Origin of the sequence: Rhodococcus sp. MTM3W5.2 (assembly GCF_001984015.1) — a bacterium.
In the GTDB taxonomy this organism is placed as follows: Bacteria; Actinomycetota; Actinomycetes; order Mycobacteriales; family Mycobacteriaceae; genus Rhodococcus_G; species Rhodococcus_G oryzae.
In genome coordinates this window covers 1,809,009-1,834,497 of record NZ_CP019572.1, presented here as the reverse complement: position 1 = coordinate 1,834,497, position 25,489 = coordinate 1,809,009, and the positions used below count along the sequence as shown (strand labels likewise).

The 25,489-nt window shown below is 68.7% G+C and carries 25 protein-coding genes and 4 pseudogenes; 16 read left to right on the top strand and 13 right to left on the bottom strand.

All coding sequences use genetic code 11. From position 1 onward, the window contains the following. Nucleotides 1-9: 9 nt before the first annotated feature. Entirely contained in the window at nt 10-1,194 is a 1,185-nt protein-coding gene (gene moeZ / locus BTZ20_RS08420) for an adenylyltransferase/sulfurtransferase MoeZ (RefSeq protein ID WP_077043574.1), read from the bottom strand. A gap of 106 nt (nt 1,195-1,300) precedes the next feature. Between moeZ and BTZ20_RS08415 the strand changes: the two genes are divergently transcribed. Beyond that, nucleotides 1,301-1,771, top strand: coding sequence for an acyl-CoA thioesterase (locus BTZ20_RS08415; protein WP_077041050.1), 471 nt, complete (start codon nt 1,301-1,303; stop codon nt 1,769-1,771). A gap of 4 nt (nt 1,772-1,775) precedes the next feature. Here the strand turns inward: BTZ20_RS08415 and BTZ20_RS08410 are convergent, their stop codons facing one another. Continuing rightward, the gene (locus BTZ20_RS08410; RefSeq protein WP_077041049.1) at nt 1,776-2,894 is read right to left on the bottom strand and encodes a DUF3152 domain-containing protein; all 1,119 of its coding nucleotides are present in this window, start codon (nt 2,892-2,894) and stop codon (nt 1,776-1,778) included. Nucleotides 2,895-3,147: 253 nt separating this feature from the next. Between BTZ20_RS08410 and BTZ20_RS08405 the strand changes: the two genes are divergently transcribed. Next, a complete protein-coding gene (locus tag BTZ20_RS08405; RefSeq protein ID WP_027500149.1) occupies nt 3,148-3,792 on the top strand; it encodes a TetR/AcrR family transcriptional regulator in 645 nt (214 codons plus the stop codon). 79 nt (nt 3,793-3,871) lie between these two features. Here the strand turns inward: BTZ20_RS08405 and BTZ20_RS08400 are convergent, their stop codons facing one another. Together BTZ20_RS08400 and BTZ20_RS08395 are read right to left on the bottom strand one after the other, a co-directional pair. Continuing rightward, nucleotides 3,872-4,102, bottom strand: a complete 231-nt coding sequence (locus BTZ20_RS08400) for a DUF3107 domain-containing protein (RefSeq protein ID WP_077041048.1) — start codon at nt 4,100-4,102, stop codon at nt 3,872-3,874. 110 nt (nt 4,103-4,212) lie between these two features. Continuing rightward, nucleotides 4,213-4,893 carry a ferritin-like fold-containing protein gene (locus BTZ20_RS08395; protein ID WP_077041047.1) on the bottom strand — a complete coding sequence of 227 codons (681 nt, stop codon included), beginning with the start codon at nt 4,891-4,893 and terminating at the stop codon, nt 4,213-4,215. A gap of 318 nt (nt 4,894-5,211) precedes the next feature. Between BTZ20_RS08395 and BTZ20_RS08390 the strand changes: the two genes are divergently transcribed. Then, the gene (locus tag BTZ20_RS08390) at nt 5,212-6,819 is read left to right on the top strand and encodes a DEAD/DEAH box helicase (protein ID WP_083742587.1); all 1,608 of its coding nucleotides are present in this window, start codon (nt 5,212-5,214) and stop codon (nt 6,817-6,819) included. A gap of 9 nt (nt 6,820-6,828) precedes the next feature. After that, nucleotides 6,829-8,042: pseudogene (locus BTZ20_RS08385) on the top strand (hypothetical protein). Nucleotides 8,043-8,046: 4 nt separating this feature from the next. Here the strand turns inward: BTZ20_RS08385 and BTZ20_RS08380 are convergent. Then, the gene (locus BTZ20_RS08380) at nt 8,047-8,841 is read right to left on the bottom strand and encodes a ParA family protein (RefSeq protein WP_077041046.1); all 795 of its coding nucleotides are present in this window, start codon (nt 8,839-8,841) and stop codon (nt 8,047-8,049) included. 71 nt (nt 8,842-8,912) lie between these two features. Here BTZ20_RS08380 and BTZ20_RS08375 point away from each other — a divergent pair, with 71 nt between their 5' ends. Both BTZ20_RS08375 and BTZ20_RS08370 read left to right on the top strand, forming a co-directional pair. Further along, nucleotides 8,913-9,500 (top strand): acid phosphatase, encoded by a 588-nt coding sequence (locus BTZ20_RS08375; RefSeq protein WP_077041045.1) that lies wholly within the window; start codon nt 8,913-8,915, stop codon nt 9,498-9,500. 22 nt (nt 9,501-9,522) lie between these two features. Beyond that, nucleotides 9,523-9,996 carry a GNAT family N-acetyltransferase gene (locus tag BTZ20_RS08370; protein WP_077041044.1) on the top strand — a complete coding sequence of 158 codons (474 nt, stop codon included), beginning with the start codon at nt 9,523-9,525 and terminating at the stop codon, nt 9,994-9,996. Nucleotides 9,997-9,999: 3 nt separating this feature from the next. On the opposite strand, the gene BTZ20_RS08365 is transcribed toward BTZ20_RS08370, so the two are convergent. After that, complete coding sequence (locus BTZ20_RS08365) at nt 10,000-10,362, bottom strand: hypothetical protein (RefSeq protein ID WP_077041043.1); 363 nt, start codon at nt 10,360-10,362, stop codon at nt 10,000-10,002. Nucleotides 10,363-10,462: 100 nt separating this feature from the next. Between BTZ20_RS08365 and BTZ20_RS08360 the strand changes: the two genes are divergently transcribed. Both BTZ20_RS08360 and BTZ20_RS08355 read left to right on the top strand, forming a co-directional pair. Next, a complete protein-coding gene (locus tag BTZ20_RS08360; protein WP_077041042.1) occupies nt 10,463-11,419 on the top strand; it encodes a diacylglycerol/lipid kinase family protein in 957 nt (318 codons plus the stop codon). A 291-nt stretch (nt 11,420-11,710) separates the two neighbouring features. Then, nucleotides 11,711-11,965, top strand: coding sequence for a WhiB family transcriptional regulator (locus BTZ20_RS08355; protein WP_027500159.1), 255 nt, complete (start codon nt 11,711-11,713; stop codon nt 11,963-11,965). A gap of 93 nt (nt 11,966-12,058) precedes the next feature. Here BTZ20_RS08355 and BTZ20_RS08350 read toward each other — a convergent pair whose 3' ends face one another. After that, nucleotides 12,059-13,570, bottom strand: coding sequence for a sensor histidine kinase (locus tag BTZ20_RS08350; protein WP_077041041.1), 1,512 nt, complete (start codon nt 13,568-13,570; stop codon nt 12,059-12,061). 18 nt (nt 13,571-13,588) lie between these two features. Further along, nucleotides 13,589-13,804 (bottom strand): biotin/lipoyl-binding carrier protein, encoded by a 216-nt coding sequence (locus BTZ20_RS08345; RefSeq protein ID WP_027500161.1) that lies wholly within the window; start codon nt 13,802-13,804, stop codon nt 13,589-13,591. 94 nt (nt 13,805-13,898) lie between these two features. Here BTZ20_RS08345 and BTZ20_RS29745 point away from each other — a divergent pair, with 94 nt between their 5' ends. The 4 genes from BTZ20_RS29745 (at nt 13,899) to BTZ20_RS08330 (ending at nt 16,699) form a co-directional block, all read left to right on the top strand. After that, complete coding sequence (locus BTZ20_RS29745; protein WP_115967926.1) at nt 13,899-13,973, top strand: 50S ribosomal protein bL37; 75 nt, start codon at nt 13,899-13,901, stop codon at nt 13,971-13,973. A gap of 232 nt (nt 13,974-14,205) precedes the next feature. Further along, nucleotides 14,206-14,937, top strand: a complete 732-nt coding sequence (locus BTZ20_RS08340) for a hypothetical protein (RefSeq protein ID WP_077041040.1) — start codon at nt 14,206-14,208, stop codon at nt 14,935-14,937. 261 nt (nt 14,938-15,198) lie between these two features. After that, nucleotides 15,199-15,897 carry a hypothetical protein gene (locus BTZ20_RS27160; RefSeq protein ID WP_077041039.1) on the top strand — a complete coding sequence of 233 codons (699 nt, stop codon included), beginning with the start codon at nt 15,199-15,201 and terminating at the stop codon, nt 15,895-15,897. A gap of 94 nt (nt 15,898-15,991) precedes the next feature. Then, complete coding sequence (locus BTZ20_RS08330; RefSeq protein WP_077041038.1) at nt 15,992-16,699, top strand: hypothetical protein; 708 nt, start codon at nt 15,992-15,994, stop codon at nt 16,697-16,699. 54 nt (nt 16,700-16,753) lie between these two features. Here BTZ20_RS08330 and rsrA read toward each other — a convergent pair whose 3' ends face one another. Both rsrA and BTZ20_RS08320 read right to left on the bottom strand, forming a co-directional pair. Further along, nucleotides 16,754-17,035 (bottom strand): mycothiol system anti-sigma-R factor, encoded by a 282-nt coding sequence (gene rsrA, locus BTZ20_RS08325; protein WP_027500167.1) that lies wholly within the window; start codon nt 17,033-17,035, stop codon nt 16,754-16,756. Continuing rightward, nucleotides 17,032-17,706, bottom strand: a complete 675-nt coding sequence (locus tag BTZ20_RS08320) for a sigma-70 family RNA polymerase sigma factor (protein WP_077041037.1) — start codon at nt 17,704-17,706, stop codon at nt 17,032-17,034. The genes rsrA and BTZ20_RS08320 overlap by 4 nt, the downstream gene beginning before the upstream one ends. Nucleotides 17,707-17,863: 157 nt before the next feature. Between BTZ20_RS08320 and ybaK the strand changes: the two genes are divergently transcribed. Beyond that, complete coding sequence (ybaK, locus tag BTZ20_RS08315; RefSeq protein ID WP_077041036.1) at nt 17,864-18,358, top strand: Cys-tRNA(Pro) deacylase; 495 nt, start codon at nt 17,864-17,866, stop codon at nt 18,356-18,358. 88 nt (nt 18,359-18,446) lie between these two features. Continuing rightward, entirely contained in the window at nt 18,447-19,460 is a 1,014-nt protein-coding gene (locus BTZ20_RS08310; RefSeq protein ID WP_077041035.1) for an LLM class flavin-dependent oxidoreductase, read from the top strand. On the opposite strand, the pseudogene BTZ20_RS08305 reads toward BTZ20_RS08310, so the two are convergent. Then, a pseudogene (locus tag BTZ20_RS08305) lies at nt 19,428-20,212 on the bottom strand (SOS response-associated peptidase). The gene BTZ20_RS08310 and the pseudogene BTZ20_RS08305 overlap by 33 nt on opposite strands. Before the next feature lie 38 nt (nt 20,213-20,250). Between BTZ20_RS08305 and aroA the strand changes: the two are divergent. Then, a pseudogene (gene aroA, locus BTZ20_RS08300) lies at nt 20,251-21,560 on the top strand (3-phosphoshikimate 1-carboxyvinyltransferase). Next, the gene (gene rsgA / locus BTZ20_RS08295; protein ID WP_083742585.1) at nt 21,506-22,567 is read left to right on the top strand and encodes a ribosome small subunit-dependent GTPase A; all 1,062 of its coding nucleotides are present in this window, start codon (nt 21,506-21,508) and stop codon (nt 22,565-22,567) included. The pseudogene aroA and the gene rsgA overlap by 55 nt, the downstream one beginning before the upstream one ends. Nucleotides 22,568-22,907: 340 nt before the next feature. On the opposite strand, the gene BTZ20_RS08290 is transcribed toward rsgA, so the two are convergent. Both BTZ20_RS08290 and BTZ20_RS08285 read right to left on the bottom strand, forming a co-directional pair. After that, a complete protein-coding gene (locus BTZ20_RS08290) occupies nt 22,908-24,149 on the bottom strand; it encodes a fatty acid desaturase family protein (protein ID WP_077041034.1) in 1,242 nt (413 codons plus the stop codon). 110 nt (nt 24,150-24,259) lie between these two features. Beyond that, nucleotides 24,260-25,485 (bottom strand): annotated as a pseudogene (locus BTZ20_RS08285) (fatty acid desaturase family protein). Nucleotides 25,486-25,489: the final 4 nt, after the last annotated feature.

The window sequence follows — 25,489 nt, the reverse complement described above, 5'->3', positions numbered from 1 at the left end:
GGGTCAGCCTCAGTACACCGGCAGCGACTTGTCCACCTGGTTCGCCCAGGCGATCACACCGCCCTGCAGATGGGTCGCATCGGCGAAGCCCGCCTTCTTCAGTGCGGCCAGCGCCTCGGCGGACCGGATGCCGGTCTTGCAGTGCAGCACGATCGGCCGGTCCTGGGGCAGCTCCGCGAGCGCCTCACCGGACAGAATGCGGTCCTTGGGGATCAGCGTCGCCCCAGGCAGGTGGACGATGTCCCACTCCACCGGTTCGCGGACGTCGACGATCTCGATCTCCTTGCCCGCCGCCAACATCGCGGCCAGTTCGGGCGCCGTGATCGTCGAGTCCGCGGCCGCGGCCACGCCCTCATCGGACACCACGCCGCAGAACGCGTCGTAGTCGATGAGCTCGGTGATCGGCTCCCGGGCCGGGTCACGGCGCAGCTTGATGGTGCGGTAGCTCATCTCGAGGGCGTCGTACACCATGAGCCTGCCGAGCAGCGACTCCCCGATACCGGTGATGAGCTTGATCGCCTCGGTGGCCATGATCGACCCGATCGAGGCGCAGAGCACGCCGAGCACCCCACCCTCGGCGCACGACGGCACCATCCCCGGCGGCGGCGCCTCCGGGTACAGATCCCGATAGTTGAGCCCGCGTCCATCCGGGGCGTCCTCCCAGAACACCGAGGCCTGCCCCTCGAACCGATAGATCGAGCCCCAGACATACGGCTTGCCCGCCAGCACCGCGGCATCGTTGACCAGGTAGCGGGTGGCGAAGTTGTCGGTGCCGTCGAGGATCAGGTCGTACTGCGCGAACAGCTCCACCGCGTTGTCGGGCTCGAGCCGGAACTGGTGCAGCCGCACCTCGACGTTGGAGTTGATCTCGAGGATGGAGTCGCGAGCGCTCTCGGCCTTGGGCCTGCCCACGTCGGCCTGCCCGTGGATGACCTGGCGCTGCAGGTTGGACTCGTCGACCTCGTCGAACTCGACGATGCCGATGGTCCCGACGCCAGCGGCGGCGAGGTAGAGCAGCGCAGGCGACCCGAGCCCGCCCGCGCCGATCACCAGCACCCGGGCGTTCTTGATCCGCTTCTGCCCCACCATGCCGACATCGGGGATGATCAGGTGCCTGCTGTAGCGCGCCACCTCGGCGCGACTCAGCTCGGCCGCGGGTTCGACCAGCGGCGGCAATGAGTTCTTGGACTTCAGGTCAGACACGACGGCTCCTACGGTCTACGCGCTCACGCAGCTACAACGCTCCGCACGAGTCCATTCTTCCCCCGGTCGGTTACGGTCGGTCGCCCTGGTATGCACGATGTTCGCGAGGAGTCCCGATGAGCACCGCCCCGACCCCGCCCCGACCACCGATCCGGTCTCCTACCGCGCCGAGGTGCCGGTCCGGTGGTCGGACATGGACGTCTTCCAGCACGTCAACCACGCCAGGATGGTCACCCTGCTCGAGGAGGCCCGGATCGACTGGCTGCGCAGCGTCGGGCCGGAGGCGTCCGAGTTGCTCGGGACCTCCGTGGTGGCGCACATCGACGTGCGGTACCGGTCCCCGCTCACCCACGCGGACAGCCCCCTGTCGGTCACGATGTGGATCGAGCGACTGCGCACCGTCGACGTGACCGTGCGCTACGAGGTGCGTGCGGCAACGGCGCCCGCGGATTCCCGGCCCGCCGTCGAGGCCGTCACCCAGCTGGCCCTCGGCGATCCGCACACCCAGCGGCTGCGCCGCCTGACCGCGGACGAACGCGCACTCCTCGCGACCTGGGTGCGGGGCTAGTCAACTAGCCGCGCGGGTGCGGCCACGGGTTGAACCGGCAGGTCTTGCCGTCCATCGGCACCACACCCTCCGGGTCGAGCTTGGCGATGTCGTTGTTCGAGGTGCCGAAGGTCTGCTGCATCATCACCGGCGCCAATCCGCCGTCCGACTCGCAGGGCTGATGGTCCTGATAACCGATGGCGTGGCCGACCTCGTGGTTGATCTGGTACTGCCTGTAGGAGCCGATGTCGCCCTGGAAGGAAATCGCGCCGCGGACCCAGCGCGGCTCGTTGAGGACCACCCGGTTGATCGACGGGTTGTAGCAGGAGACCTCGAGTTCGATGTCGTATCCGCAGGCCTGGCGAACGGTCATCTGGGAAGTCAGCGACACCCTGAACGAGGGTTCGCCGCTGTCGATCCGGCGGACCGCGAACCGCTGGTCCTTGGTCCAGCTCTTCGGGTTGGCCAGGGTCTGGTCCACCATCCGACCGAACGCCTCGTCACCGCCGAAACCGGACGTGTCGACGCCGTCCTCGACCTCGACGGTGTACGTGAAGACCTGCTCGGTGCCCTGCCCCGCCTGGGCGGTGGCACCAGGGATCACATGCCACGTGCCCGCGCCCTGGGCGGTGAACGGACCGCCGTCCGGGAGCGCGCCGGACGGGATCGTCGCGGCGAAGTTGCCGTCGGCCTGCGGCGGTACGCCGATCACGTCGGTGCCGTCGGTGGCCGTGCTGAGCGCGCCCAGACCCGGGCCGTCGCCGGTCTCCGATTCGGGGGAGCTGCCGCCGCCGCGGATGGCGTCGACGGCGACCAGCACGGTGACCACCAGCAGGATCGGGATCGCGTACGCCCGCCATCCGTACACGGAAACGAATTTGCCGAGCTTGCTCTGCTTTCGGGCCTGACGTTCCGGCCTCGGGGCGCGGGGTCGCCCCGGCTCGCGACTGGTGGGATCCCATTGCGCTCGAAGCGGCTGATGGGAGCCGGTCTCACGTCGCCCGTAACGCTCGTCGTCGGGGTACCGATCGTCTCGGTAGTCATCGCCTGCGCGCGGGGCCGAGTAGCGGTCGTCGGGGTAGTCACTGTCGCCTGAGCGACGCGGAGCGTCGCCCCGCAACCGCGGTCCACCTCGATCTGTCACGGAGCCAGAATCTCACAGACCGGCGCAACGGCGATTCGGCGCGCCGAACGTCGCCCCGACCGGGCACCCGACGGCGACATGCCGACACCGACCGCATCACCTGGAATACTCACTTACACAGCATGCGCCATTGTGAGGGTGACCCGGCGATCGTCCGGGTATCGTTCGATGACTTTGTGCACTCAGTGCAGTGAGCACCCTCACGGCACCGCACGGGTCAGTGATGGTGGATAGGCAGCAGATTGGGAGCACGATGACAGAACTCGCGGATCGGGCCGCAGCACCAGCCGGCCAGACCACCAAACGCAGCACCCGCCTCCCCCGCGACGCGCGGCGGTTGCAGCTGCTCCAGGCCGCGAGCGAGGTCTTTGTCACCAGGGGCTATCACGCTGCGGGCATGGACGAGATCGCCGAGTGCGCTGGCGTCAGCAAGCCCGTGCTGTACCAGCACTTCCCCGGCAAGCTCGACCTCTACCTCGCGGTGTTGCAGAGCTACGTGGACAGCCTGATCTCGGGCGTGCGGCAGGCCCTTCGGTCGACCACCGACAACAGGCAGCGCGTCCGCGCGGCCGTGCAGGCCTTCTTCGATTTCGTCGACAACGACAGCCAGGGCTACCGGTTGGTGTTCGAGTCCGACGTGATGGGTGACCCGCAGGTCCTTGCGCGGGTCGACCAGGCCACCGAGGCCTGCGTGGACGCCGTCTTCGACCTGGTCAGCCACGACTCGGGACTCGATCCCTATCGCGCCCGCATCCTCGCGGTCGGGCTCGTCGGCACCAGCCAGTTCACGGCACGCTACTGGCTGCAGGCCAACCGGCCGATCCCCAAGGAGGAGGCCGTCGACACCACCGTCGTGCTCGCCTGGGGCGGACTGTCGCACGTGCCGCTGCAGCACTGAGCCGCGCTAGACGAACCACAGAGGCAACGAGAACGGGGCGCGGATGACCGCGCCCCGTTTCTTCGTCCGCTTCTTCAGATCAGCTGGTCGCGGCGAACCCGACCTTGCGGCTGTCCGACGGGCCGATCTCCACGTACGCGACCTTGCTGGCCTGGATCAGGAACTTGCGTCCCTTGTCGTCGACGAGCGCCAGCACGCCGCCCTCGCCGCCGAGCGCGCCCGCAACCAGGGCCTCGACCTCTTCGGATGTCTGTTCGCTGTTCACGATGAGCTCGCGCGGGCTGTCAGAAACACCGATCTTGACCTCCACGGCCAACCTCCGAAATCTCGTGCCATCACTACCGAAGCCCAAGGCTAGTGCAGCCGCTCGCCGCCGCGCCCGCGCTGTGCGTGTGCTGAGAGCGAACAGCGGCGGACCGGCTACACGAGTCCCAGCACCGTCATCCGCTCGGAGTGCCGTTCCTGCATCCGGTCGAACATGGCGGCGATGCCGCTGAGGTCGCCGCTCGCGGTGATCACCAGCTCGGTCAGGTCCTGGCGCTGAGCCATCACGTACTGCGCCTGGGTGATCGCCTCCCCCAGCAGCCGACGTCCCCACAGCATCAGCCGGTCCTTCTCCTGCGTGCTCGAGCGGACCGCAGCACTGACCTCGTGCACGACGAACTCCGAGTGCCCGGTCTCGGCGAGCACCTCGCGCACGACGCCTGCCACCGACGGGTCGAGGGAGTCCGCGATCTCCAGGTAGAAGTCCGCGGCGATGCCGTCGCCCACATAGGCCTTGACCAGCGATTCCAACCAGGTCGACGGGTGTGTTGAGGCGTGATAGTCGTCCAGCGCCGCCACGAACGGCTTCATCGCCGAGTACACATCGTGCCCCCGTGCGGTCAACGCGGACTGGAGGGTCTCGAAGTGGCTCATCTCCGCGGCCGCCATGCTCGCCAGCGCGACCTTCCCCTGCAGGGTCGGCGACATCTGCGCATCCTCCGCGAGGCGATAGAACGCCGAGATCTCGCCGTACGCGAGAACGGCGAACAGTTCGCCCACTCCCGGATGATCGGCGGCGATGGCTGGCGTCAAAGAATCCGACGAATTGGCTCCCATGCGCACAGCCTAGACGTCGGGCGGTGCCCGCCGACCGGGGCCGCGCCAGGGCGGAGACGGTGAGATTGGCCATGCAAATACCGGCACAGGCGGTCGCGCAAGCTACCATGGACGCGGGCAGCCGCCCGTAGCCCGAGGAAATGGGCCGACACAACCACGCGGCGACCCGCAGATAATGTGCGCGCACCTGATCTTGAAGTCCCTTCCCGCGCCGCGCCGAGATCCCCAGATTTCCGCGCTCAGGCAGCAGGAAGCGCGACTCACGGACGAGGGCACCGACATCGGCCGACAATCGGCCTGGCCCCACCTCGTGCGCGCGTGCCAACGAGGAAGGCCAGACCCCTGAGCAAGATCACGATCGACCATGAAGACGACGCGACCGAAACCACTCTCTCCGCCCAGCTCGACGAGACCCACACCGCCCCGACCTTCGCCGAACTCGGCGTCCGGGACGAGATCGTGCGGGCCCTCGCGGAGATCGGCATCGACCGCACCTTCGCCATCCAGGAGCTGACCCTGCCGCTCGCGCTGGCGGGCGACGACCTCATCGGCCAGGCCCGCACGGGCATGGGCAAGACCTTCGGATTCGGTGTCCCGCTGCTGCACCGCATCGCCACCGGCGACACCGGCACCGCGACGCTGGACGGCACGCCCCGCGCGCTGATCATCGTGCCGACCCGCGAGCTGTGCATCCAGGTCACCGAGGACCTGGTCAACGCCAGCAAGTTCCTCAAGGCAGGCGACCGCAAGCTCGAGGTGCTCTCGATCTACGGCGGGCGCCCGTACGAGACCCAGATCGCCGCGCTGCAGAAGGGCGTCGACGTCGTCGTCGGCACCCCGGGCCGGCTGCTCGACCTGGCCAAGCAGGGCCACCTCATCCTCGGCAAGGTCGGCGTGCTCGTGCTGGACGAGGCCGACGAGATGCTCGACCTCGGCTTCCTGCCGGACATCGAGCGGATCCTCGGCATGGTCCCCGACAAGCGCCAGACGATGCTGTTCTCGGCCACCATGCCGGGACCGATCATCACCCTCGCGCGCACCTTCCTGACCCAGCCGACGCACATCCGCGCCGAGGAGCCGGAATCGTCGGCGGTGCACGACCGCACCAGCCAGCACATCTACCGGGCACACGCACTGGACAAGGCCGAGATGGTCGCCCGCGTGCTGCAGGCCGAGGGTCGCGGCGCCACCATGATCTTCACGCGCACCAAGCGGACCGCGCAGAAGGTGGCCGACGATCTCGCCGAGCGCGGGTTCTCCGTCGGCGCCGTGCACGGCGACCTCGGCCAGGTGGCGCGAGAGAAGGGCCTCAAGGCCTTCCGCACCGGCAAGATCGACGTGCTGGTCGCCACCGACGTCGCGGCCCGCGGCATCGACATCGACGACGTCACCCACGTCATCAACTACCAGTGCCCCGAGGACGAGAAGACCTACGTGCACCGCATCGGCCGCACCGGTCGCGCGGGCCGCACCGGCATCGCGGTCACGCTTGTCGACTGGGACGACATCCCCCGCTGGCAGCTGATCGACAAGGCGCTCGGACTCGGGATCCCGGACCCCGCCGAGACCTACTCCAGCTCCGAGCACCTGTACGCCGAGCTGAACATCCCGACCGACGCCAAGGGCACGATCAAGCGGGCAAGGCCCGAGCGCGCGACGGAGACCGCCGGCGACTCCGCCGATGCCACCGGCACCGAGCGGAGCGAGAAGTCCGAGCGCCCGGCGCGCACGCGGTCCCCCCGCAAGCGCACCCGCGGCGGTCGCAGCACCACCGAAACCAACACCACCGCAGCGGTTTCCGACGCCCCGGCGACGGACACCACCGCACCCTCGGGCGACGGCACCGCGCCTGCGCGCCGTCGCAGGCGTCGGCGTAAGCCCGCGGCAGCGGCAGCCGCGCCTTCCGTGGCCGTGGCCTCGGAGTAGCCCGCCGCCGTGGTCGCACCGGAGCGGCGCACGCGCGCCGACCTCATCGCCGCTGCCGCGATCGCGGTCGTCGTTGTGCTCGCCACCGGTGCGATCTGGCTGCGCAGCGACGCCAGGGGCACCACCTCGATCACCGCGGAAACCCCTGCCACACCGGCAGATACGGCGCTGTCGATCCCGGAGAACGTCACCGAGATCTGGCGCGCCGACAGCGCATCGACCGGTCGTCCGGTCGTCGCGGGTGGCGCCGTGGTGACCGCGGAGGGCGGTGCGGTCATCGGTCGCGACCGTGACACCGGCACGCAGCTCTGGAGCTACACCAGGGACCTGCCGCTGTGCGGCGTGATCGGGGCATGGAACTCCGTCGTGTCGGTGTACCACGACGGTCGCGGCTGCGGCGCCGTCACCGAACTGGCCGGTGCGAACGGTGCCCGGGTAGCCCAGCGCAGCAGCGATGCCGACGACGCCGTGGTCCTGTCCGAGGACGGCACCTACGTAACCTCGCGCGGGATGGACCGGATGGAGCTGTGGCGTTCGGATCTGGTGCGCACCCTGGAATTCGGCCGCGTCGACGCGCCGGTGAACCCGAGCACCCAGCCACGATCGGGCTGCGAGCTGGTCTCGTCGGCGTCGAGCAGCACGCGGCTCGCGGTACTCGAGCGCTGCCCGGACGAGCCCGCTGACCGGCTCAGCGTGTTGAACCCCGCTCCCAAGGACAACACCGAACCGGACGAGTACGGCTCGAGCGTGCTCGCCGATCTCGACCCCGGCGTCACCGGCGCGAAGGTCCTCGCCGTCGCGGGTGACCGCACCGCCGTCTACCTGCCCGCCGGCCCCTCGACGGGGCCAGGGTCGGCGTCTTCGACGGCTCCGGCACGCCCATCGCCATGCACCCGGTGCCCGCCGACGTCTCCACCGATTCGAAGGTGGTCAAGGTCGGTTCGGTGTACTCGTGGTGGACGGGCTCACGGGTGATCACCCTGGGCGCAACCGATTTGGTGCCTCGGTGGACCATCGAGGGGGCAATCGGCCCCGGCGCGCTGATGGCAGGCCAGATGCTGGTCCCCGTCGACGGTGCCATCGCCGTGCACGACCTGTCGACCGGAGCCGAGGTGCGTCGGATCGCCGTGGACCGCGCGGGCGAGCAGGCACCGATCACCAGCGCGGTGGTGGGCACGGTGCTGCTCGAGCAGCGCGGGGACGACCTCGTCGCCCTGCGCTGACGGGTCAGGCCGTTGGGCTGAAGGTCACCAGGTCCGCGCCGGTGTCCCAGTGCGCCACCAGTTGCTCGGCCAGCTCCCTGTAGGCGAGCGCGCCCTTGTTGCGCCTGCCCGCGAGCACCGTGGCCCCCGATGCCGAGGCCTCCGCGAACCGCACCGTGCGCGGGATCGGCGGCGCCAGCACGGGCATCTCGTAGCGATCGGCCACGTCGGAGATCACGTCGCGACTGTGCGTGGTGCGGGCGTCGTAGAGCGTCGGCAGCGCGCCGAGCAGGCGCAGGTCGGGGTTGGTGATCTGCTGCACCTCGCCGACGGTGCGGAGCAACTGTCCGACGCCGCGATGCGCCAGCGTCTCGCACTGCAACGGCACCAGCACCGAGTCGGCCGCGGTCAGCCCGTTGAGGGTCAGGACGCCCAGCGACGGCGGGCAGTCGATCAGCACGATGTCGTAGTCGTTGTCCAGCGTCGCCAGCGCGCGCTTGAGCGCGAACTCCCGGCCCGGCCGCATCAGCAGCATCGCCTCCGCGCCCGCGAGGTCGATGGTCGCGGGCACCAGCGAGATGCCCTCCTCGGTGTCGAGGATCACCTCGCGCAGCGCCGCCTCGCCGGTCAGCACCTCGTGTACCGACGATTCGACCCGATCCGGGTTGTGTCCCAACGAGAACGTCAGGCAGCCCTGAGGGTCCAGGTCCACCACGAGCACCTTGCGCCCGAGGCCCGCGAGCGCGGCCCCAAGCGAGGCAACCGTCGTGGTCTTGGCGACCCCACCCTTTTGATTCGCCACAGCGAGCACAGTTGTCACGGGGTGATCTTTGCGCACTTCGTCGGATGTGGCGAGCGGTCGGGCCCAGATCGCCCTGGCATCATTGCGGGATGAGCACCGCACGCCCCCGCATCGCCCTGGTCAGACACGGCGCCACGGAGTGGGCACTGAACGGCAGGCACACCGGCAGTACCGACATCCCGCTCACCGCAGCGGGCGAGGAGCAGGCGCGTGACGCCGGGCGCAGGATCGCCCAGCTGGGGCTGCGGGACCCGCTGGTCCTGACCAGCCCGCGCAGCCGGGCCACCAGGACCGCGGAGCTGGCCGGGCTCGGGACCGCCACCGCGTGGGACGCGCTGGCGGAGTGGGACTACGGCCGGTACGAGGGCCTGACCACCCCCGAGATCCGCGAGAGCGTGCCGGGCTGGACCGTCTGGTCGCACCCGTGCCCGGGCGGCGAGAGCGCCGAGTCCGTGGCGGCCCGCGCCGATATGGTCCTGTCCACGGCGCTGTCGCAGCTCGAGGAACGCGACGTGATCCTCGTCGGGCACGCACACTTCTCCCGCGCCCTGCTGGCCCGGTGGGCCGAGCTCCCGGTCACCGAGGGCAGGCGGTTCGCGATGGACCCCGCGGCGATCTCCGTGCTCGGCTTCGATCACGGTGTTCAGCAGATCAATTCACACAACGTCACCTGGTGACTCGATTCGAGAGAGAGCAATCATGATCCGGCGGGCCACCCCCGACGACGCCCCTGCCATCACCGGCCTGATCTACGACCTGGCCGAGTACGAGAAGGCCAGGCACGAGTGCTCCGTGACCGTCGAGCAGATCACCACCGCGCTGTTCGGCGAGAACCCGTCCGCCTTCTGCCACGTGGCCGAGGAGGCGGGTGACGTCATCGGATTGGCGCTGTGGTTCCGCAACTTCTCCACCTGGGACGGCGTCCACGGGATTTACCTGGAGGACCTCTTCGTCCTGCCCGAGCGCCGCGGCGCCGGCCACGGGAAGGCCCTGCTGGCCGCACTGGCGAAGGAGTGCGCCGACAACGACTACAGCAGGCTCAGCTGGTCGGTACTGAACTGGAACGCCCCGTCGATCGCGTTCTACGAGTCGCTCGGCGCGGCCGCCCAGGACGAGTGGACCACCTACCGCCTGTCCGGCGACGCCCTCGGCGGCCTCGCCAAGCAGGCGTAGCGGCTAGGAGGCCTCGTCGCCGTACTCGTCGGCCATCCAGCGCGACGAGGGACTGCTGAAGAGCAACACCAGCGCGGCGACCACGACCACCGCGAGCAACACCCCGTACGCCGGCTGGTGCGAGTCGGTCAGCAGCGACCAGGACACCGGGAGCAGCAACAGCTGGGCGACGACGGCGATCGTGCGGCCCCAGCGCCTGCCCGTGATCAGTGCGATGCCCGCGGCCAGGACCGCGCCACCGAGGATCGCGAACCACGCCGCGGTGCCGTATCCGCTGGTCGCGGTCTGATCGTGACCGAGGAGGCCGCGGATCACGAGCACGATCGCAATGCCGACCGCGACGGCGCCCTGGAGGGTCACCAGCATTCCGGCCCAACGGACCGTGGCGGGCGGGCTGGGGCGTGTGGGCTGTTCTGGCACCGCGCCAGCCTATAGAACGCGAAGCTCCCCGCTAGGGTGGTGTCCCGTGCGCGCGCTGCTGATCGTCAACCCGAATGCCACCTCGACGACCCCCGCGGCGCGTGATCTGCTCGCGCACGCGGTGTCGAGCCGAGTCCAGGTGCGGGTCGCGCACACCACCCACCGCGGTCACGCGGGCGAGCTCGCCCGGCGCGCTGCCGTCGAGGGCATCGGCCTGATCGTCGTGCACGGCGGCGACGGCACCGTGAACGAGGTCATCAACGGGCTGCTCGGCGCGCCCCGACCGGATTCGATGAGCGAGGTCCCGATCGGGCCCATCCCGCTCATCGCCGTTGTCCCCGGCGGCTCGGCCAACGTGTTCGCCCGCTCGCTCGGAATCAGCGCGGATCCCGTGGCGGCGACCAATCAGCTCATCGAGCTGCTCGCGCTGCGTCAGAGCAGGCGAATCGGACTCGCCCATTGCGACAACCGCTGGTTCACCTTCAATGCCGGCATGGGCCTCGACGCCCAGGTGTGCGAGGCGATCGACGCGAGCCGCGGCAACGGCCACCCCGCGACGCCGTCGCGCTACGTCCGGACCGCGGTCCGCGCCTTCTTCCGCAACCGGGGCACCGAACCGACGCTGACCGTCCAGGTGCCCGGCAACGACCCCGTCGAGGGCGTGCACTACGCCTTCGTGTCGAACTCCAGCCCGTGGACATACCTGAACGACCGTCCCGTCCGGATCAACCCCGAGACCACGTTCAGCACCGGCCTCGGCGTCTTCGCGATGCGGACGATGAGCGTCCCCAAAACCCTGAAGTTGGTCCGTCAGCTCCTCACGCCCGGCGCACAACCCAAGGCGCGCAATCTCTTTCGGGTGGACGATGTGCCGCGGATACTGATCCGCTCGAGCACACCGATCGCACTGCAGATGGACGGCGACTACATCGGCATGCGCACCGAGGTCGAGTTCGTCTCGGTCCACGACGCGATCTCCGTCGTGGCGCCGAGCGGCGTCTGACGCGTCGGCCCAGCCGACCGCCGCCGCACTGCGCGATCGTCCCCAACATGAGAAAATGCCAAGAAATCTTACGGGACTAGTGCAATCTCGCCGCAACCGGGGTAGAAAGTAGCCCAGACCACAAAGGGCAACCTAACAGAGTGAGTTACCCCACGAAGCGGTCTGATTCCATTGACATCCCGCTAGTTCGTGAAAGCATTCACAAGCAACAGCGCGGAAACATTTCCCACAATGCGCATGAACTCAGCGATACGAAACGGTGCAGAACGCACCCGGTTAAGGAGCAGAAGGATGGACTGGCGCCACAACGCAATTTGTCGGGATGAAGACCCGGAATTGTTCTTTCCCGTGGGCAACAGCGGTCCGGCCATCGCCCAGATCGCAGACGCCAAGCTGGTGTGCAACCGGTGCCCCGTCACCGCCGACTGCCTGTCCTGGGCACTCGAGTCCGGCCAGGACGCAGGCGTCTGGGGCGGCATGAGCGAGGACGAGCGCCGCGCACTCAAGCGTCGCAACGCGCGCACCCGCGCCCGCACCACGGTCTAGTCACACAGCACCGTACGAACGGGCCCGGCACCTTGATGGTGCCGGGCCTCAGTCGTTTCTGGGGGTCAGTCGTTCTTGGCCGTCGATCCGCGACTACACGCGGTTCGCGCGCCGCCCGAGCGGCACCCGCAGGGCGGCGTCCGTTCCGCCGCCTTCCGCGGGATGCAGCCCGAGCGAACCGCCCAGCTCGGCGGACACCAGGGTCCGGACGATCTGCAGGCCGAGACGGTCGGACCGCTCCAGGCTGAAGCCGGGCGGGAGGCCGTTTCCGTCGTCGTGGATCACCACGTCCAGCCAGCGCGCGGACCGCTCGGCGCGCAGCGTCACGGTGCCCGGCTCCCCCGGCTCGAATGCGTGCTCGATCGCGTTCTGCACCAGCTCGGTCAGCACCATGACCAGCGGGGTGGCGCGTTCGGCCGGGAACACCCCGAGGCTGCCCTCGCGACGGATCTGGACGGCGCTGCCCACCATCGCGACGTCGGCCATGATCGGCACCAGCCGATCGACCACCTCGTCGAGGTTGACCTCCTCGTCCACCGACATGGACAGGGTGTCGTGCACCAGCGCGATCGAGGTCACCCGGCGCACCGATTCGCTCAGCGCCTGGCGGGCCTCGTCGTTGTTGGTGCGCCTGGCCTGCAGCCGCAGCAGCGCGGCGACGGTCTGCAGGTTGTTCTTCACCCGGTGGTGGATCTCCCGGATGGTCGCGTCCTTGCTCAGCAGCGCGCGGTCGCGGCGCTTGACCTCGGTGACATCGCGGATCAGCACCGCCGCGCCCGCGGGCTGGCCGCCCGGCCGCAACACCAGGGTGCGCAGCAGCACCGTTGCCCCGCGCGCCTCCACCTCCATCCGCTTGCCCGCCTTGCCCGCGAGCGCGGCCCTGATGTCGTTGGCCACGTCCTGGGAATCGAACGGGTCGGTGACCAGCGTCCTGGTCACCGAGGCCAGGTCGCTGCCGGTCAGAGTCGTGGTCGTCAGACCCATCCGGTGGTAGGCCGAGAGCGCGTTCGGGCTGGCGTAGACCACGGTCCCGTCGGAGTCGAGCCGGATGAAGCCGTCGCCCGCGCGCGGGCTGGAGAGGATCTCGCTGTGTTCCTCCGGCGTCGGGAACGTGCCCTCGCTGATCATCTGGCACAGATCCGCGGCGCAGTCGAGGTACGCGACCTCGAGCGGGCTGGACTGCCGATGCTGGGTGGGGTTGGTGTCGCGACTGAGGACGGCGATGACGTCCCCCGCGCAGCGGACGGGGATCGCCTCGCGGCGAACCGGCGTCCCCTCGCCGGGCGGGCCGTCCTCGACCCTCACGATCCGCCACTCCGTCAGCGCCTGCCGCACGTGCGGGTGCTCGGCGTCCGAGACCACGGTGCCGACGGCGTCCTCGGCGAACGCGGTGGGGGCGGTGGTCGGACGGCACTGCGCGACGCAGACCACTTCACCGTGGCCGGCGACCTCCGGGTTGCCGCTGTCCGCGCCCACCCACAGCAGCACATCGGCGAACGACAGGTCGGCCAGCAGCTGCCACTCCCCGACCACCCGCTGCAGGTGGTCGACGGCGCTGCCCGGCAGGTCGGTGTGTTCGGCGAGCAGGTCGCTGAGGGTGGACATCGGTCAGTGGCGTGACGGTCAGGAGATGACGGCGATGAGGTCGCCCTGCTGGATGACGTCGCCGACCGTGACATCCACCGAGGTCACGCGGCCGTTCACCTCGGCGATCACCGGGATCTCCATCTTCATCGACTCCAGGATCACGAGGGTGTCACCCTCCTTCACCTCGTCGCCTTCGGCGACAACCACCTGGAAGACGGTGGAAACCATCTCGGCACGCACGTCTTCTGCCATCGAGCACCTCGCTTGTCTAGACCTGCCAATGGAAGTACAGCCAACCACACGTGGAAGAATGTCCCGGAGCGAGATCAGAGGGAAGGAGACAACCATGGGTAAGCGTGGTCGCAAGAAGCGCAGCCGCAAGGGCAACAAGGCCAACCACGGCAAGCGTCCAAACAGCTGACGCGCCGTAGGCGAAGCCTCACGAGGGCCGGGACACACTGTGTCCCGGCCCTCGTTGCATCTCACGGGACCAAGGATCGAACCCTCCGAAATATCGTTTTACACAACAGTTTTCGCATTCTCCGGCGGAACCGGGCGGCCATCCATACGATGACCGCACACGCGGTCGGGGGCCCACACAGTGTCGACTCTCCCGACACGCGCGCCCAGTCGCCCACCTCGAACGGAGTCCCGTGTCCCGCTCATCAACACCCACCCGCCGCCTCGCCGCGGTCGCCACCGCCGCCGCCCTCTTCGCCACAGGCCTGCTGACCGGCACCGCGAACGCCGAGACCGGCAGCGTCGAAAGCGTGACCGGTAGCAGCGGCGGCAGCGTCGACGTCTCCAACCTCGACCTGGTCGGTTCCGCTGAGCGCGTCATCGAAAACGGAAACGACCCCGACCTGCAGCGCTCGGACACCGCCACCGTCGACAACGTGACGATCACCCGCGAGGTGGTCGGCCAGAACGTGGGCGCGGGCCGCAGGCAGGTGACCTTCCGCACCACCTTCTCCGCAGCCGGGACCCCGGACCGCCTGATCACCCGGATCGACGACCAAGGGCCCAACTACACCGGCAGCCCCTCCGCCAAGATCACCTACACGAAGGCGGACGGCGGCAGGACCACCGAGACGCTCACGTCCACCCCGGATGGGGCGGCCAACTACGTGGCACCCGGCCCCGGATGGCCGATCGGCGGAGCCGGTGCCACCGTCGTCCTCGAGGTCACCTACACCTGGTACGGAACCATGAGGCAGGAATACACCGCCTATGTCCAGAACTCCGGCATCATCGTGGACATCTCGGGGCTCGGCACCCAGAACTTCCCGTCGATGAAAGCCCAGACGCGCTGCGACGGGTGTGCCGGCTACACCATGAGCAATGACGAATTCCTCAAGATCTTCCTCGGCTCCTTCGGCAGCTGACACATCACGTCACAACGAGGGCACCCGAGAATTTCCGGGTTGCCCTCGTTGTGCGCGCCGAGTCAACCCGCGCACGCTCGGAATACCCTTATACACAACAGTTTTCACTTTCTCCGGCGAAACCGGGCGAATCCGTCAATTCGCCCGCCCGACCATCGCAAACGGGCTATCGTTCCACGCCAGAGTCGAGAGACCAATCGGTATGTTTCGGCGTCGCCGGCTCCCGACAGTCCACGGACGACCACTCACCCAGGAGAGCAAGTGCCCCCCACCCGCCGACGCACCGTCGTCCGCCTCGCCATCACCACCGCGGCCGCCGCCCTGCTCGCTGCCGGCGTCACCGGCGCCGCCACCGCCCAATCCGCTGACGCATTCGGATCCCACGACGCCTCCGCCACCCGCGCAACGAAGACACACGACAACCTCACCATCACCCACGAAATCATCGGCAGCAACGTCGGATACCTCGGTGACGAGGTCCACTACCGCACCACCGTCTCCGCCACCGACGGACCGGCGCGCACGATCACCGGAATCGCGGAAGGCATCTCGGATCTGGTGGGTTGCTCCAACTCGTGGACGGTGGCGAAGTCCGGATCCGTGACCTACACGAACACTTCGGGTGAGCAGGTGTCCGAGTCGATGCCCGAGGTCCTCGTCAACGTCATGACCCGCAAATACGAATACCCGGCGGTCGGGTCGTGGACCGTCGACCCCGCGGCCGGTACCACCGTCGTGTACGACAGCGTCCGCGTGCTCCGGAATGCGAGGGGCGGATTCTCCGTGGGTTGCGACTGGGAGGGTAACGCGTCCCCGTCGAACATGAATGCCTACCTGACGGTCCGAGCCGACGGCCTCGCGCCCCTCGATTGGCGTCCGACGGGCGTGACCGCCAGCTGTGCACTCAACTGCATGGTTCCCGGCCCGACCGGTTCGGGCGGGTCGGTGTTCGGGAGCTGACCCGGCCGACCTACTCCCCTGAGCCGCGGCGCATCCATCAATTCGACTGCCCGACAATCGCAAACTGCCACACGACCACCCCACAGGAGAGCTAGTGCCCCACGCCACCCGCCGCATCGCCGCCCGAGTTGCCACCGCCGCCGCGGCTGCCGCCCTGCTCGCTGCAGGCGCCACCAGCATTGCCACCGCCCAATCCGCTGACGCAGTCGGATCCGTGACCACACCCGGCCACGACGCCTCCGCCACACACGCGACCACGACGCATGACAACCTCGCCGTCACCCACGAGGTCGTCGGGCCGAACATCGGCTTCACGGGCGACGAAATCCACTACCGCACAACCATCTCCGCAGCCGACGGCCCCGCCCGGCGGATCACCGAGATCGACCAGATCAACGAGACGGCCGACCTGTGCGGCATCCGCCGGTGGCAGTTTCCGGTTTCCGAGACCGTGACGTACACCAACCCGACGGGCGAACGTGTCACCGACTCGGCGAGCGCCTGGGGCGCCGCGGGTTCGTGGACCGTCGACCCCACCGCCGGTTCCACCGTCGTCTACGACACCGTCTACAAGCTCCAGAACCCGAACCTCGGACCCGCTGTCGGATGCGGTCGAACGGCTGCCCCCGAAGCGCGCTCCGGCACCGACGCGGCGGGAGTCAACCTCGACGCCCGCCTGATCGTCAGCGCCGACGGCCTCGACACCCTCGACTGGTCGCCGACGGGCGTCACCGTGAGCTGTGCACTCAGCTGCCAGCTCCCCGGCCCCGCGGGCTCCGCCGAACTGTTCTTCGGGAGCTGAATGCACGGCGAGGGCCGCCCGGGAGTTCCCGGGCGGCCCTCGCCGTGTGTATGCCTACTGGTCCGGATCGACCCGCGTGATGATCGTGGTGGTGCGCAACTGGATCTTGAGCCGCTCCCGCAGCCCGTCCGGCGCATGCTCGCCTCCGCACTTGCGGTTCACCAGGGACTTGACCTTCTCCTCGATGCCGTAGGCCTCGAAGCAGGATCCGCAGTCCTCCATGTGCCGCTTCAGCCGGGCGCGCGTCGTCTCGTCGCACTCGTTGTCGAGCATCAGCCACACGTCCGCGATCACCGCGGAGCAGTCCAACCGCTCGAACTCGTCCTGCTCGCTCACCGGGTCGCCTCCTGCTCCTGCGCCGCCGTCGACGCCGCGGCGCCGCTCCGGTTGAAACCACGTTCTCGTGCCACGTCGGCCAGCAGCCCGCGCAGCTGCTTGCGCCCGCGATGCAGGCGCGACATCACGGTTCCGATGGGCGTGCCCATGATCTCCGCGATCTCCTTGTACGGGAAGCCCTCGACGTCGGCGTAGTACACCGCCATCCGGAACTCCTCGGGCAGCTCCTGCAGGGCCGCCTTGATGTCGTCATCGGGCAGCGTGTCGAGCGCCTCCACCTCGGCGGACCTCAGGCCCTGCGAGGTGTGCTCGGCGGTGGCCGCGAGCTGCCAGTCGGTGATCTCGTCCGTCGGGTACTGCGCAGGCTGACGCTGCTTCTTGCGGTACGAGTTGATGTAGGTGTTGGTCAGGATCCGGTACATCCAGGCCTTGAGGTTCGTGCCCTCCTTGAAGGAGCGGAACGCCGAATAGGCCTTGATGTAGGTCTCCTGGACCAGGTCCTCCGCGTCGGCCGGGTTGCGCGTCATCCGCAGCGCCGCGCCGTAGAGCTGATCCAGCAGCGGGAGCGCATCGCGCTCGAACCGCGCGGTCAGATCGCCGCCCGACTCGTCCTGCGGTGGCTGATCGTTCTCGGGCCGGTCGTCAGGCACGCTGATCCCTTCGCTCGCCATAGGGATCAAGGCTACCGCTACCCGGTCGACGGGACTGCGGTCAGCGGGCCGCTCGAGGCACTGCACCGACACCTAGGACTCCTTCTCTGACGGACCAACGTGCTGGGTGTAACGCCGGTCCACGGCGTTGTGTTCCCGGCTCACTAGAGTCGGCGCCATGGCCGGTACTTCGACTCCCGCGACCCAGGCGCTCACCAAGGGCAAGATCTCGCACCGCGTGCACAGCTACGAGCACGACTCCGCCAGCGCCTCCTACGGCGCCGAGGCAGTGGACGCGTTGGCCGGCCAGCTGGGCCTCGAGCCGGCCCAGATCCTCAAGACGCTGGTGATCAAGACCTCCGACGGCAAGCTGGCGGTCGCCGTGCTCCCGGTCCCGGAGAAGCTCTCCCTCAAGGCCGCGGCGGCCGCGCTGGGGTCGAGCAAGGCGGTCATGGCCGAGCAGGCCGAGGCGCAGCGGTCCACCGGCTACGTGCTCGGCGGCATCTCCCCACTGGGTCAGCGCAAGCGTCTGCCGACCGTGATCGACGCGTCAGCCGCGGCCTGGGATCGGGTGCTGTGCAGCGCGGGCAGGCGCGGGCTGGAGATCGACCTGGACCCGGCCGACCTGGTCCGGCTGACCGGTGCGGTGCTCGCCCCGATCACCGCGGGCTGACCAGAAATACTCGGGCCCCTGCGGCGGTTGCACCACGAGGCGCTCATCCCGCCGACGACAGTCATCTCCGAACAAAGGCGGCACCACCGTGACGGTTCCACTCTCCATCCTCGATCTGGCGCACATCGGCGAGGGCGAGAGCGCAGGCGACAGTTTCCGGTCGAGCGTGGAGATGGCGCAGCGCGCCGAGCAGTGGGGCTACCGGCGGATCTGGTACGCCGAGCACCACAACATGCCGTCCATCGCCTCCTCGGCCACCAGCGTGCTGATCGCGCACATCGCGGCGCACACGCAGCGGATCCGCCTCGGCGCAGGCGGCATCATGCTGCCCAACCACGCGCCGCTGACGATCGCCGAACAGTTCGGCACTCTCGCCGAGCTGCACTCCGGCCGGATCGACCTCGGGCTCGGCCGTGCGCCGGGCAGCGACCAGAAGACGATGCGGGCGCTGCGACGCGACCCCGCATCCGCGGAGTCGTTCCCGCAGGACGTGCTGGAGCTGCAGGGCTACCTGACCGGTCCGTCGCGAATCCCCGGAATCGAGGCGACGCCAGGCAAGGGCACGAACGTGCCGCTGTACGTCCTCGGGTCGTCCCTGTTCGGCGCCAAACTGGCTGCCGCGCTGGGACTTCCGTACGCCTTCGCATCGCACTTCGCTCCCAACGCGCTGCTCGACGCCATCGCGATCTACCGCCGCGAGTTCCGCCCCTCGGCCCAGCTCGCGGAGCCCTACGTAATCGCCGCCGTCAACATCATCGCGGCGGACACCCAGGACGAGGCGGACCGGCTGTTCCTCGAGACCAAACGCAAGCGGGTCGGGCTGTTCGTCGGTCGCGGCCGGACCTTCACCGCCGACGAGGCGGACATGATCCTCGAATCCCCCGCCGGCCAACAGGTGCTGCAGATGGTTCGGTACTCGGCCGTCGGTACGCCGACCGTGGTGCGCGAGTACCTGGACCGATTCGGTGAGGAGACCGCCGCCGACGAGCTGATGGTCGTCTCCTCGGCGACCGACCGCACGGCCTGGCTGCGCTCGCTCGAGCTGGTGGCCGAGGTCAGCGACCTGCCCTCACAGCAGGGTGATCTGCTCGCCGACCGCTGACCCCGGCGCCCCGACCGGCGCGACCAACTCCGGACCGTCGTTCCGGACACTGTTCACCCGATCCGAGACCCGCCGGATCTCGATGCCGGCCGCGACCGCCTCGTCGATCGGGTCCAACAGGTCGCCGGGTGCGTCCGCGTCCGGGTCGAGCCAGCTCTGCCATCGATCGGGCGTGAGGATCAGTGGCATCCGGTCGTGGATCGACTGCAGCGCGCCGACGGAATCCGTGGTCAGGATCGTGACGCTGAGCAGTGGCGGGCTGTCGGCGTCCCGGTCCCGCCACACCGACCAGAGGCCAGCCGCGTACATCCGGGAGCCGTCGGTCGGGGTCATGAAGTACGGCACCTTCACGGCCTTGCCCCTCGCCGCCGGTTCCGTCAGCCACTCGTACCAACCGTCCATCGGCACGAGGGCGCGCTTGGTCTTCAGCGCCGTGCGGAAGGCCGGCTTGGTCGCGGCGGTGTCCGCGCGGGCGTTGAACAGCGGCGCCCCCTTGGCGGGCACGCCCGGTTCCGACGCCTTGGTCCACGACGGCAGGAGGCCCCACCGCATCCGCCGGATACGACGGGTCGGAGTGTCGTGCGGGTGCTCGTGCGAGTGTCTGCTCACCACAGCGAGCACCGGGTCGGTCGGTGCCACGTTGTAGTTCTCGGCCGGCTCGCGTGCACCCCGGGACCGGACGTCTCGTCGATCGCATCCAACTCGACCGCCAGCAGCGCCGGGTCGACCGTCGTCGCATATCTGCCGCACATACGACCATTGTGTCTCGCACCACCGACACTCTGGGAAGATGGTGCACGTGAGTCTGTGGAGAGCACCCGTCGCCGCATCGCCCGTGCATGCGTCCGTGACCCTGCCCGGGTCCAAGTCGATCACCAACAGGGCGCTGATCCTGGCCGCGCTCGCCTCGGGTCCGTCGACGATCACCGGCGCGCTGCGCAGCCGCGACACCGACCTGATGATCGACGCACTGCGCGCCCTCGGCGTGCGGATCGACGACGAGGGTGAGCCCACCACCCTGCGCGTGACCCCAGGGCCCCTCGGCTCCGCCGCCGTCGACTGTGGCCTGGCGGGCACCGTGATGCGTTTCCTGCCGCCCCTCGCGGCGCTGTCCGACGGCACCGTCGAGTTCGACGGTGACGAGCAGGCCCGCACCCGGCCCCTGAACACCATCCTCGACGCGCTGCGCGGTCTCGGCGTCGACATCGACGGCGACGGCCTGCCCTTCACCGTGAACGGGCACGGCAAGGTCTCGGGCGGCGTCGTGACCATCGACGCCTCCGGCTCGTCCCAGTTCGTCTCAGGGCTCCTGCTCTCCGCCGCGCGCTTCGACGACGGCATCACCGTGCGCCACGAGGGCCGTTCGGTGCCCTCGATGCCGCACATCGACATGACCGTGGAGATGCTGCGGGAGGCGGGGGTCCGGGTCCAGACTCCCGGCGACGGCGGCGACGCCGACACCTGGCGTGTGTCCCCGGGCCCGTCGACGCGGTCGACTGGGTGATCGAGCCCGACCTGTCCAATGCCACCGCGTTTCTCGCCGCGGCCGCGGTGACCGGCGGCTCGGTCGGCGTGCCGCTGTGGCCGGCCCGCACCACGCAGCCGGGCGACGCCATCCGCGGCATCCTCACCGAGATGGGCGCCGAAGTGTCGCTGGCGAATTCGACGCTGACCGTGCGCGGGCCGCGTAGCCTTCGTGGCATCGACGTTGACCTGCACGACATCGGCGAACTCACCCCCACCGTCGCGGCCCTTGCCGCCCTGGCGGACGGGCCGTCCACGCTGCGCGGGATCGCCCACCTGCGCGGTCACGAGACCGACCGCCTCGCCGCCCTGCGGACCGAGATCAACAACCTCGGCGGCGCCGTCACCGAGACCGAGGACGGGCTGCACATCGAGCCGCGCCCGCTGCACGGGGGCGCGTGGCACTCCTATGCCGACCACCGGATGGCGACCGCGGGCGCGATCCTGGGCCTGGTGGTGCCGGGCGTGGAGATCGAGGACATCGGCACCACGGCCAAGACCCTGCCCGGATTCGAGAACCTGTGGGCGACGATGTTGAACCCGAGCAGCGTCGACCGGACCGGAGCGCCCTCCTGACTGCGCGCCGGTACGACGAGTCCGATGTCCGAGTCCGCCCGGGCAAGGGTTCGCGTCCGCGCACCAAGACCAGGCCGGAACACAAGAGCGCCGAGACGGCGATGGTCGTCTCCGTCGATCGCGGGCGATGGGGTTGCGTGCTCGGCGACGATCCGGACCGCCTGGTGGTCGCCATGCGCGCCCGCGAGCTCGGCAGGACGCCCATCGTGGTGGGCGATCAGGTTGGCGTGGTCGGCGACGTCTCCGGCCGCACCGACACGCTGGCCCGCATCGTGCGCGTCGAGGAGCGCTCGACGGTGTTGCGGCGGACGGCCGACGACACCGATCCGTTCGAGCGGATCGTGGTGGCCAACGCCTCCCAGCTGCTGATCGTGGTCGCCCTGGCTGACCCGCCGCCCCGCACCGGGTTCGTCGAGCGGGCACTCGTCGCCGCCTACGTCGGCGGGCTGGCGCCGATCCTCTGCCTGACCAAGGGCGATCTGGCCGACCACGCGGAGTTCGCCGCCGCGTTCGCCGATCTGGACGTGCCGGTGATCCTCGCCGGCCAGGACGATCCGCTCGGACCGGTCAAGGACGCGCTCGCCGGAAAGGTCACCGCACTGATCGGCCACTCGGGCGTCGGGAAGTCTACCCTCGTCAATCGTCTTGTGCCCGATGCCGATCGGGCCACCGGCGTGGTCTCCGGCGTCGGCAAGGGACGGCACACCTCGACCCAGTCGGTAGCGCTGCCGCTGCCCGACGCCACGGGGAGCGGACGCTCGGGTGGCTGGGTGATCGACACGCCAGGAATCCGCTCGTTCGGCCTCGCCCACATCTCGCCCGACGACGTCTTCGGCGCGTTCACCGACCTGGCCGCCGCCATCGAGGACTGCCCGCGCGGCTGCAGCCACCTGGGCCCGCCCGCCGACCCCGAGTGCGCGCTGGACCGCCTCGAGGGCGAGGCCGCCCGCCGGGTGGCCGCCGTGCGATTACTGCTGGTGGCGCTCAATTCCAACGAGGCCTGGTAACGGTTTCGTCACCGGACAAGGTCACGGTCGGGTCAACTCCCCCGTGAAATCCCATGTTTGTAGTAATCGTGTTTTTACACTGTTTGGGCTCGACCTGATTCGAATCACTTCAAGGTCAAGACACACCGGGATCACCCGATCTCACCGTCACGACACAAGGAGTTTCAGATGGGTAGTGCAGAAGTCATCCTCGCCGCCGGATCGTCCATCATCGGCGACATCCAGAGCATTTTCGGAACGTTGCTCGACACCGGCTCGGCATTGGTCGGGTCCTAGCAAAGCAAAGTGACGTGAGTGCCCCGTCACCGCGGGGCACTCACGTCACCTTCCACAGATCAGTTCAGCGGGAGAACAGTCCCCGCACGGTCCTGCGCTTCTTCGCCTCACGGATGGCGGTGCGCAGACCGCGACTACGGCCGGTGACCGGATCCACCGTCAACACCGCCTGGGTGCCCTCCCACTTGCGCTCCGAGGCAGTCTCCGGCGCATCGTCGGTGGTGTCGCGCAGGTACTGGTTGGGCAGTGACAGCTTGGCGATCGTCCGCCAGGCCTTCGCGTACTGAACCAGCAGCGGGCCGGTGGTGTACGGCAGGTCGTACTTGTCGCAGAGCGCCCGCACCCGCACCGCGATCTCGGCGTACCGGTTCGACGGCAGGTCGGGGAAGATGTGGTGCTCGATCTGGTAGCTGAGATTGCCGGTCATGAAGTCCATCACCGGGCCGCCGCTGATGTTGGCGCTGCCGAGCATCTGCCGCAGGTACCACTGGGCCTGGGTCTCGTTGTCGACATCGTCCTTGGTGAACTTCTCGGCGCCGTCAGGGAAGTGTCCACAGAAGATCACCGCGTTGGTCCACACGTTCCTGATCATGTTCGCGGTCAGGTTCGCGGTCATCGTCGACTTCCACGCCTTGCCGGTCAGGGCCGGGAACAGGACGTAGTCCTTGGCGAGCTGCTTGCCGACCTTCTCACCGACCTCGCGTAGCTTGCGCTTGGTCTCGGCGCGGTCGTCGCGTCCCATGGCGACCTTGCCCAGCTCGACGTGCTGCGCGGCGATGCCGAACTCGAAGAACAAGGCCAGCACGGTGTTGTACGCGATGTTGCCTGCATTGAACGGCTTCCATCGCTGGTCCCGCGTGACACGGAGCAGGCCGTATCCCACGTCGTCGTCCATGCCGAGGATGTTGGTGTACTTGTGGTGCAGGTAGTTGTGCGTCTGCTTCCAGTGCGCAGACGGTCCGACCACGTCCCACTCCCAGGTGCTCGAGTGCACCTCGGGATCGTTCATCCAGTCCCACTGGCCGTGCATGACGTTGTGGCCGAGCTCCATGTTCTCGATGATCTTCGCCGTGCCGAGCAGCCCGGCACCCAGCAGCCACAACGGGCGCTTTCGGCTGCCGAACAGGACGGCCCGGCCCGCGACCTCGAGGCCGCGCTGCAGGCGGATGGTGTTGCGCAGGTAGCGGGCATCCCGCTCGCCGCGCGACTCCTCGATGTCGCGGCGGATCGCGTCCAGCTCGATACCGAGCGCTTCCACATCCGCCTCGGTAAGGTGCGCGTATTCCTTGACGTCCGCAATCGCCATTCCGGCTCTCCCCGCAGTCGATCATTTCCCTTGGTTCCGACCTACCGTACCGTAAGTTACGGCTGCGTAGGTTACCTGGAGCGAGGTGTGACCCAACTCACGGGGAGAGCTCAGCGGCGGCGGTCTCGCAGCTCCCGCAGCGCCGACCTCAGACCGCTGCGTCTGCCGGTGACCGGGTCGACCCGAAGCGGATTCAGCGAGCCCTCCGAGCGGAACTTGCGCTCAGAACTGGTCTCCGGCGCATCGTCGGAGGTGGCCGTCAGGAACCGGTCCGGCAGGGCCAGCTTGTGAATCGTCCTGAGCGCCAACAGGTACTGGCGTGCCAGCGAGCCCGTCGTGTACGGCAGGTCGTACTTGTCGCACAACGCCTGCACCCGGACCGACACCTCACGGAGTCGATTGCTCGGCAGATCCGGGAACAGGTGGTGCTCGATCTGGAAGCTGAGGTTGCCGCTCATGAACGCCATCACCCGGCCCGCCTTGAAGTTGGCGCTGCCGAGCATCTGCCGCAGGTACCACTCGGGCTTCGTCTCGTTGCGGTACTGCTCGACGGTGAACTTCTCCGCCCCGTCCGGGAAATGCCCGCAGAAGATCACCGCGTACGCCACAGATTCCTGGCGAGGTTCGCGGTCGCGTTCGCGGCCAGGGTGTGTTTCCACGCCGGACCGGTCAGCGCAGGGAACAGCACGAAGTCCTTCGTGACCTGCTTGGCGGCCTTCGCGTAGAACTCCCGATTCAGCTGGGCGACGTTGGCGCCGCCGCGCTTGAGGTCCTCGGCCTTGGCGCTCCCGAGGTCGTGCATCGCGATGCCCCACTCGAAGGTGGTTGCGAGCAGTACGTTTGCCGCGGGCTGCATCAGGTTGATCGGTCGCCACGGCTCATCGCGGGTCATCCGGAGGATCCCGAATCCCACGTCATGGTCCATCCCGACGATATTGGTGTACGTGTGGTGCGAGTAGTTGTGCGCGCGCTTCCACTGCGACGTCGGACCGGTCATGTCCCACTCCCACGTGGTGGAGTGGATCTCCGGATCGTTCATCCAGTCCCACTGTCCGTGCACCACGTTGTGGCCGAGCTCCATGTTCTCGATGCACTTGGCAAGGGCCAGCATGGTGGTGCCCGCGAACCAGGCCGGCCGGTACTTGCTGCCGAACAGGGTCAGCCGGCCACCGGCCTCGAGAACGCGCTGGAGCCGGATGACATTGCGGATGTATCGCGCATCGCGCTCACCGCGCGAATCCTCGATATCGCGGCGGATCTCGTCGAGTTCGCGCCCGAGCGCCTCGATGTCGGCTTCGGTGAGGTGTGAGAATTCTTTGATGTCCGTGATGGCCATCAGG

What these genes read in the sequence shown, in the direction of transcription:
- BTZ20_RS08415 (WP_077041050.1), top strand. Translation starts at nt 1,301, where the DNA reads ATGTTCGCGAGGAGTCCCGATGAGCACCGCCCCGACCCCGCCCCGACC.
- BTZ20_RS08405 (WP_027500149.1), top strand. Translation starts at nt 3,148, where the DNA reads ATGACAGAACTCGCGGATCGGGCCGCAGCACCAGCCGGCCAGACCACC.
- BTZ20_RS08395 (WP_077041047.1), bottom strand. Translation starts at nt 4,893, where the DNA reads ATGGGAGCCAATTCGTCGGATTCTTTGACGCCAGCCATCGCCGCCGAT.
- BTZ20_RS08375 (WP_077041045.1), top strand. Translation starts at nt 8,913, where the DNA reads ATGAGCACCGCACGCCCCCGCATCGCCCTGGTCAGACACGGCGCCACG.
- BTZ20_RS08370 (WP_077041044.1), top strand. Translation starts at nt 9,523, where the DNA reads ATGATCCGGCGGGCCACCCCCGACGACGCCCCTGCCATCACCGGCCTG.
- BTZ20_RS08365 (WP_077041043.1), bottom strand. Translation starts at nt 10,362, where the DNA reads ATGCTGGTGACCCTCCAGGGCGCCGTCGCGGTCGGCATTGCGATCGTG.
- BTZ20_RS08355 (WP_027500159.1), top strand. Translation starts at nt 11,711, where the DNA reads ATGGACTGGCGCCACAACGCAATTTGTCGGGATGAAGACCCGGAATTG.
- BTZ20_RS08350 (WP_077041041.1), bottom strand. Translation starts at nt 13,570, where the DNA reads ATGTCCACCCTCAGCGACCTGCTCGCCGAACACACCGACCTGCCGGGC.
- BTZ20_RS08345 (WP_027500161.1), bottom strand. Translation starts at nt 13,804, where the DNA reads ATGGCAGAAGACGTGCGTGCCGAGATGGTTTCCACCGTCTTCCAGGTG.
- BTZ20_RS08320 (WP_077041037.1), bottom strand. Translation starts at nt 17,706, where the DNA reads ATGGCGAGCGAAGGGATCAGCGTGCCTGACGACCGGCCCGAGAACGAT.
- ybaK (WP_077041036.1), top strand. Translation starts at nt 17,864, where the DNA reads ATGGCCGGTACTTCGACTCCCGCGACCCAGGCGCTCACCAAGGGCAAG.
- BTZ20_RS08290 (WP_077041034.1), bottom strand. Translation starts at nt 24,149, where the DNA reads ATGGCGATTGCGGACGTCAAGGAATACGCGCACCTTACCGAGGCGGAT.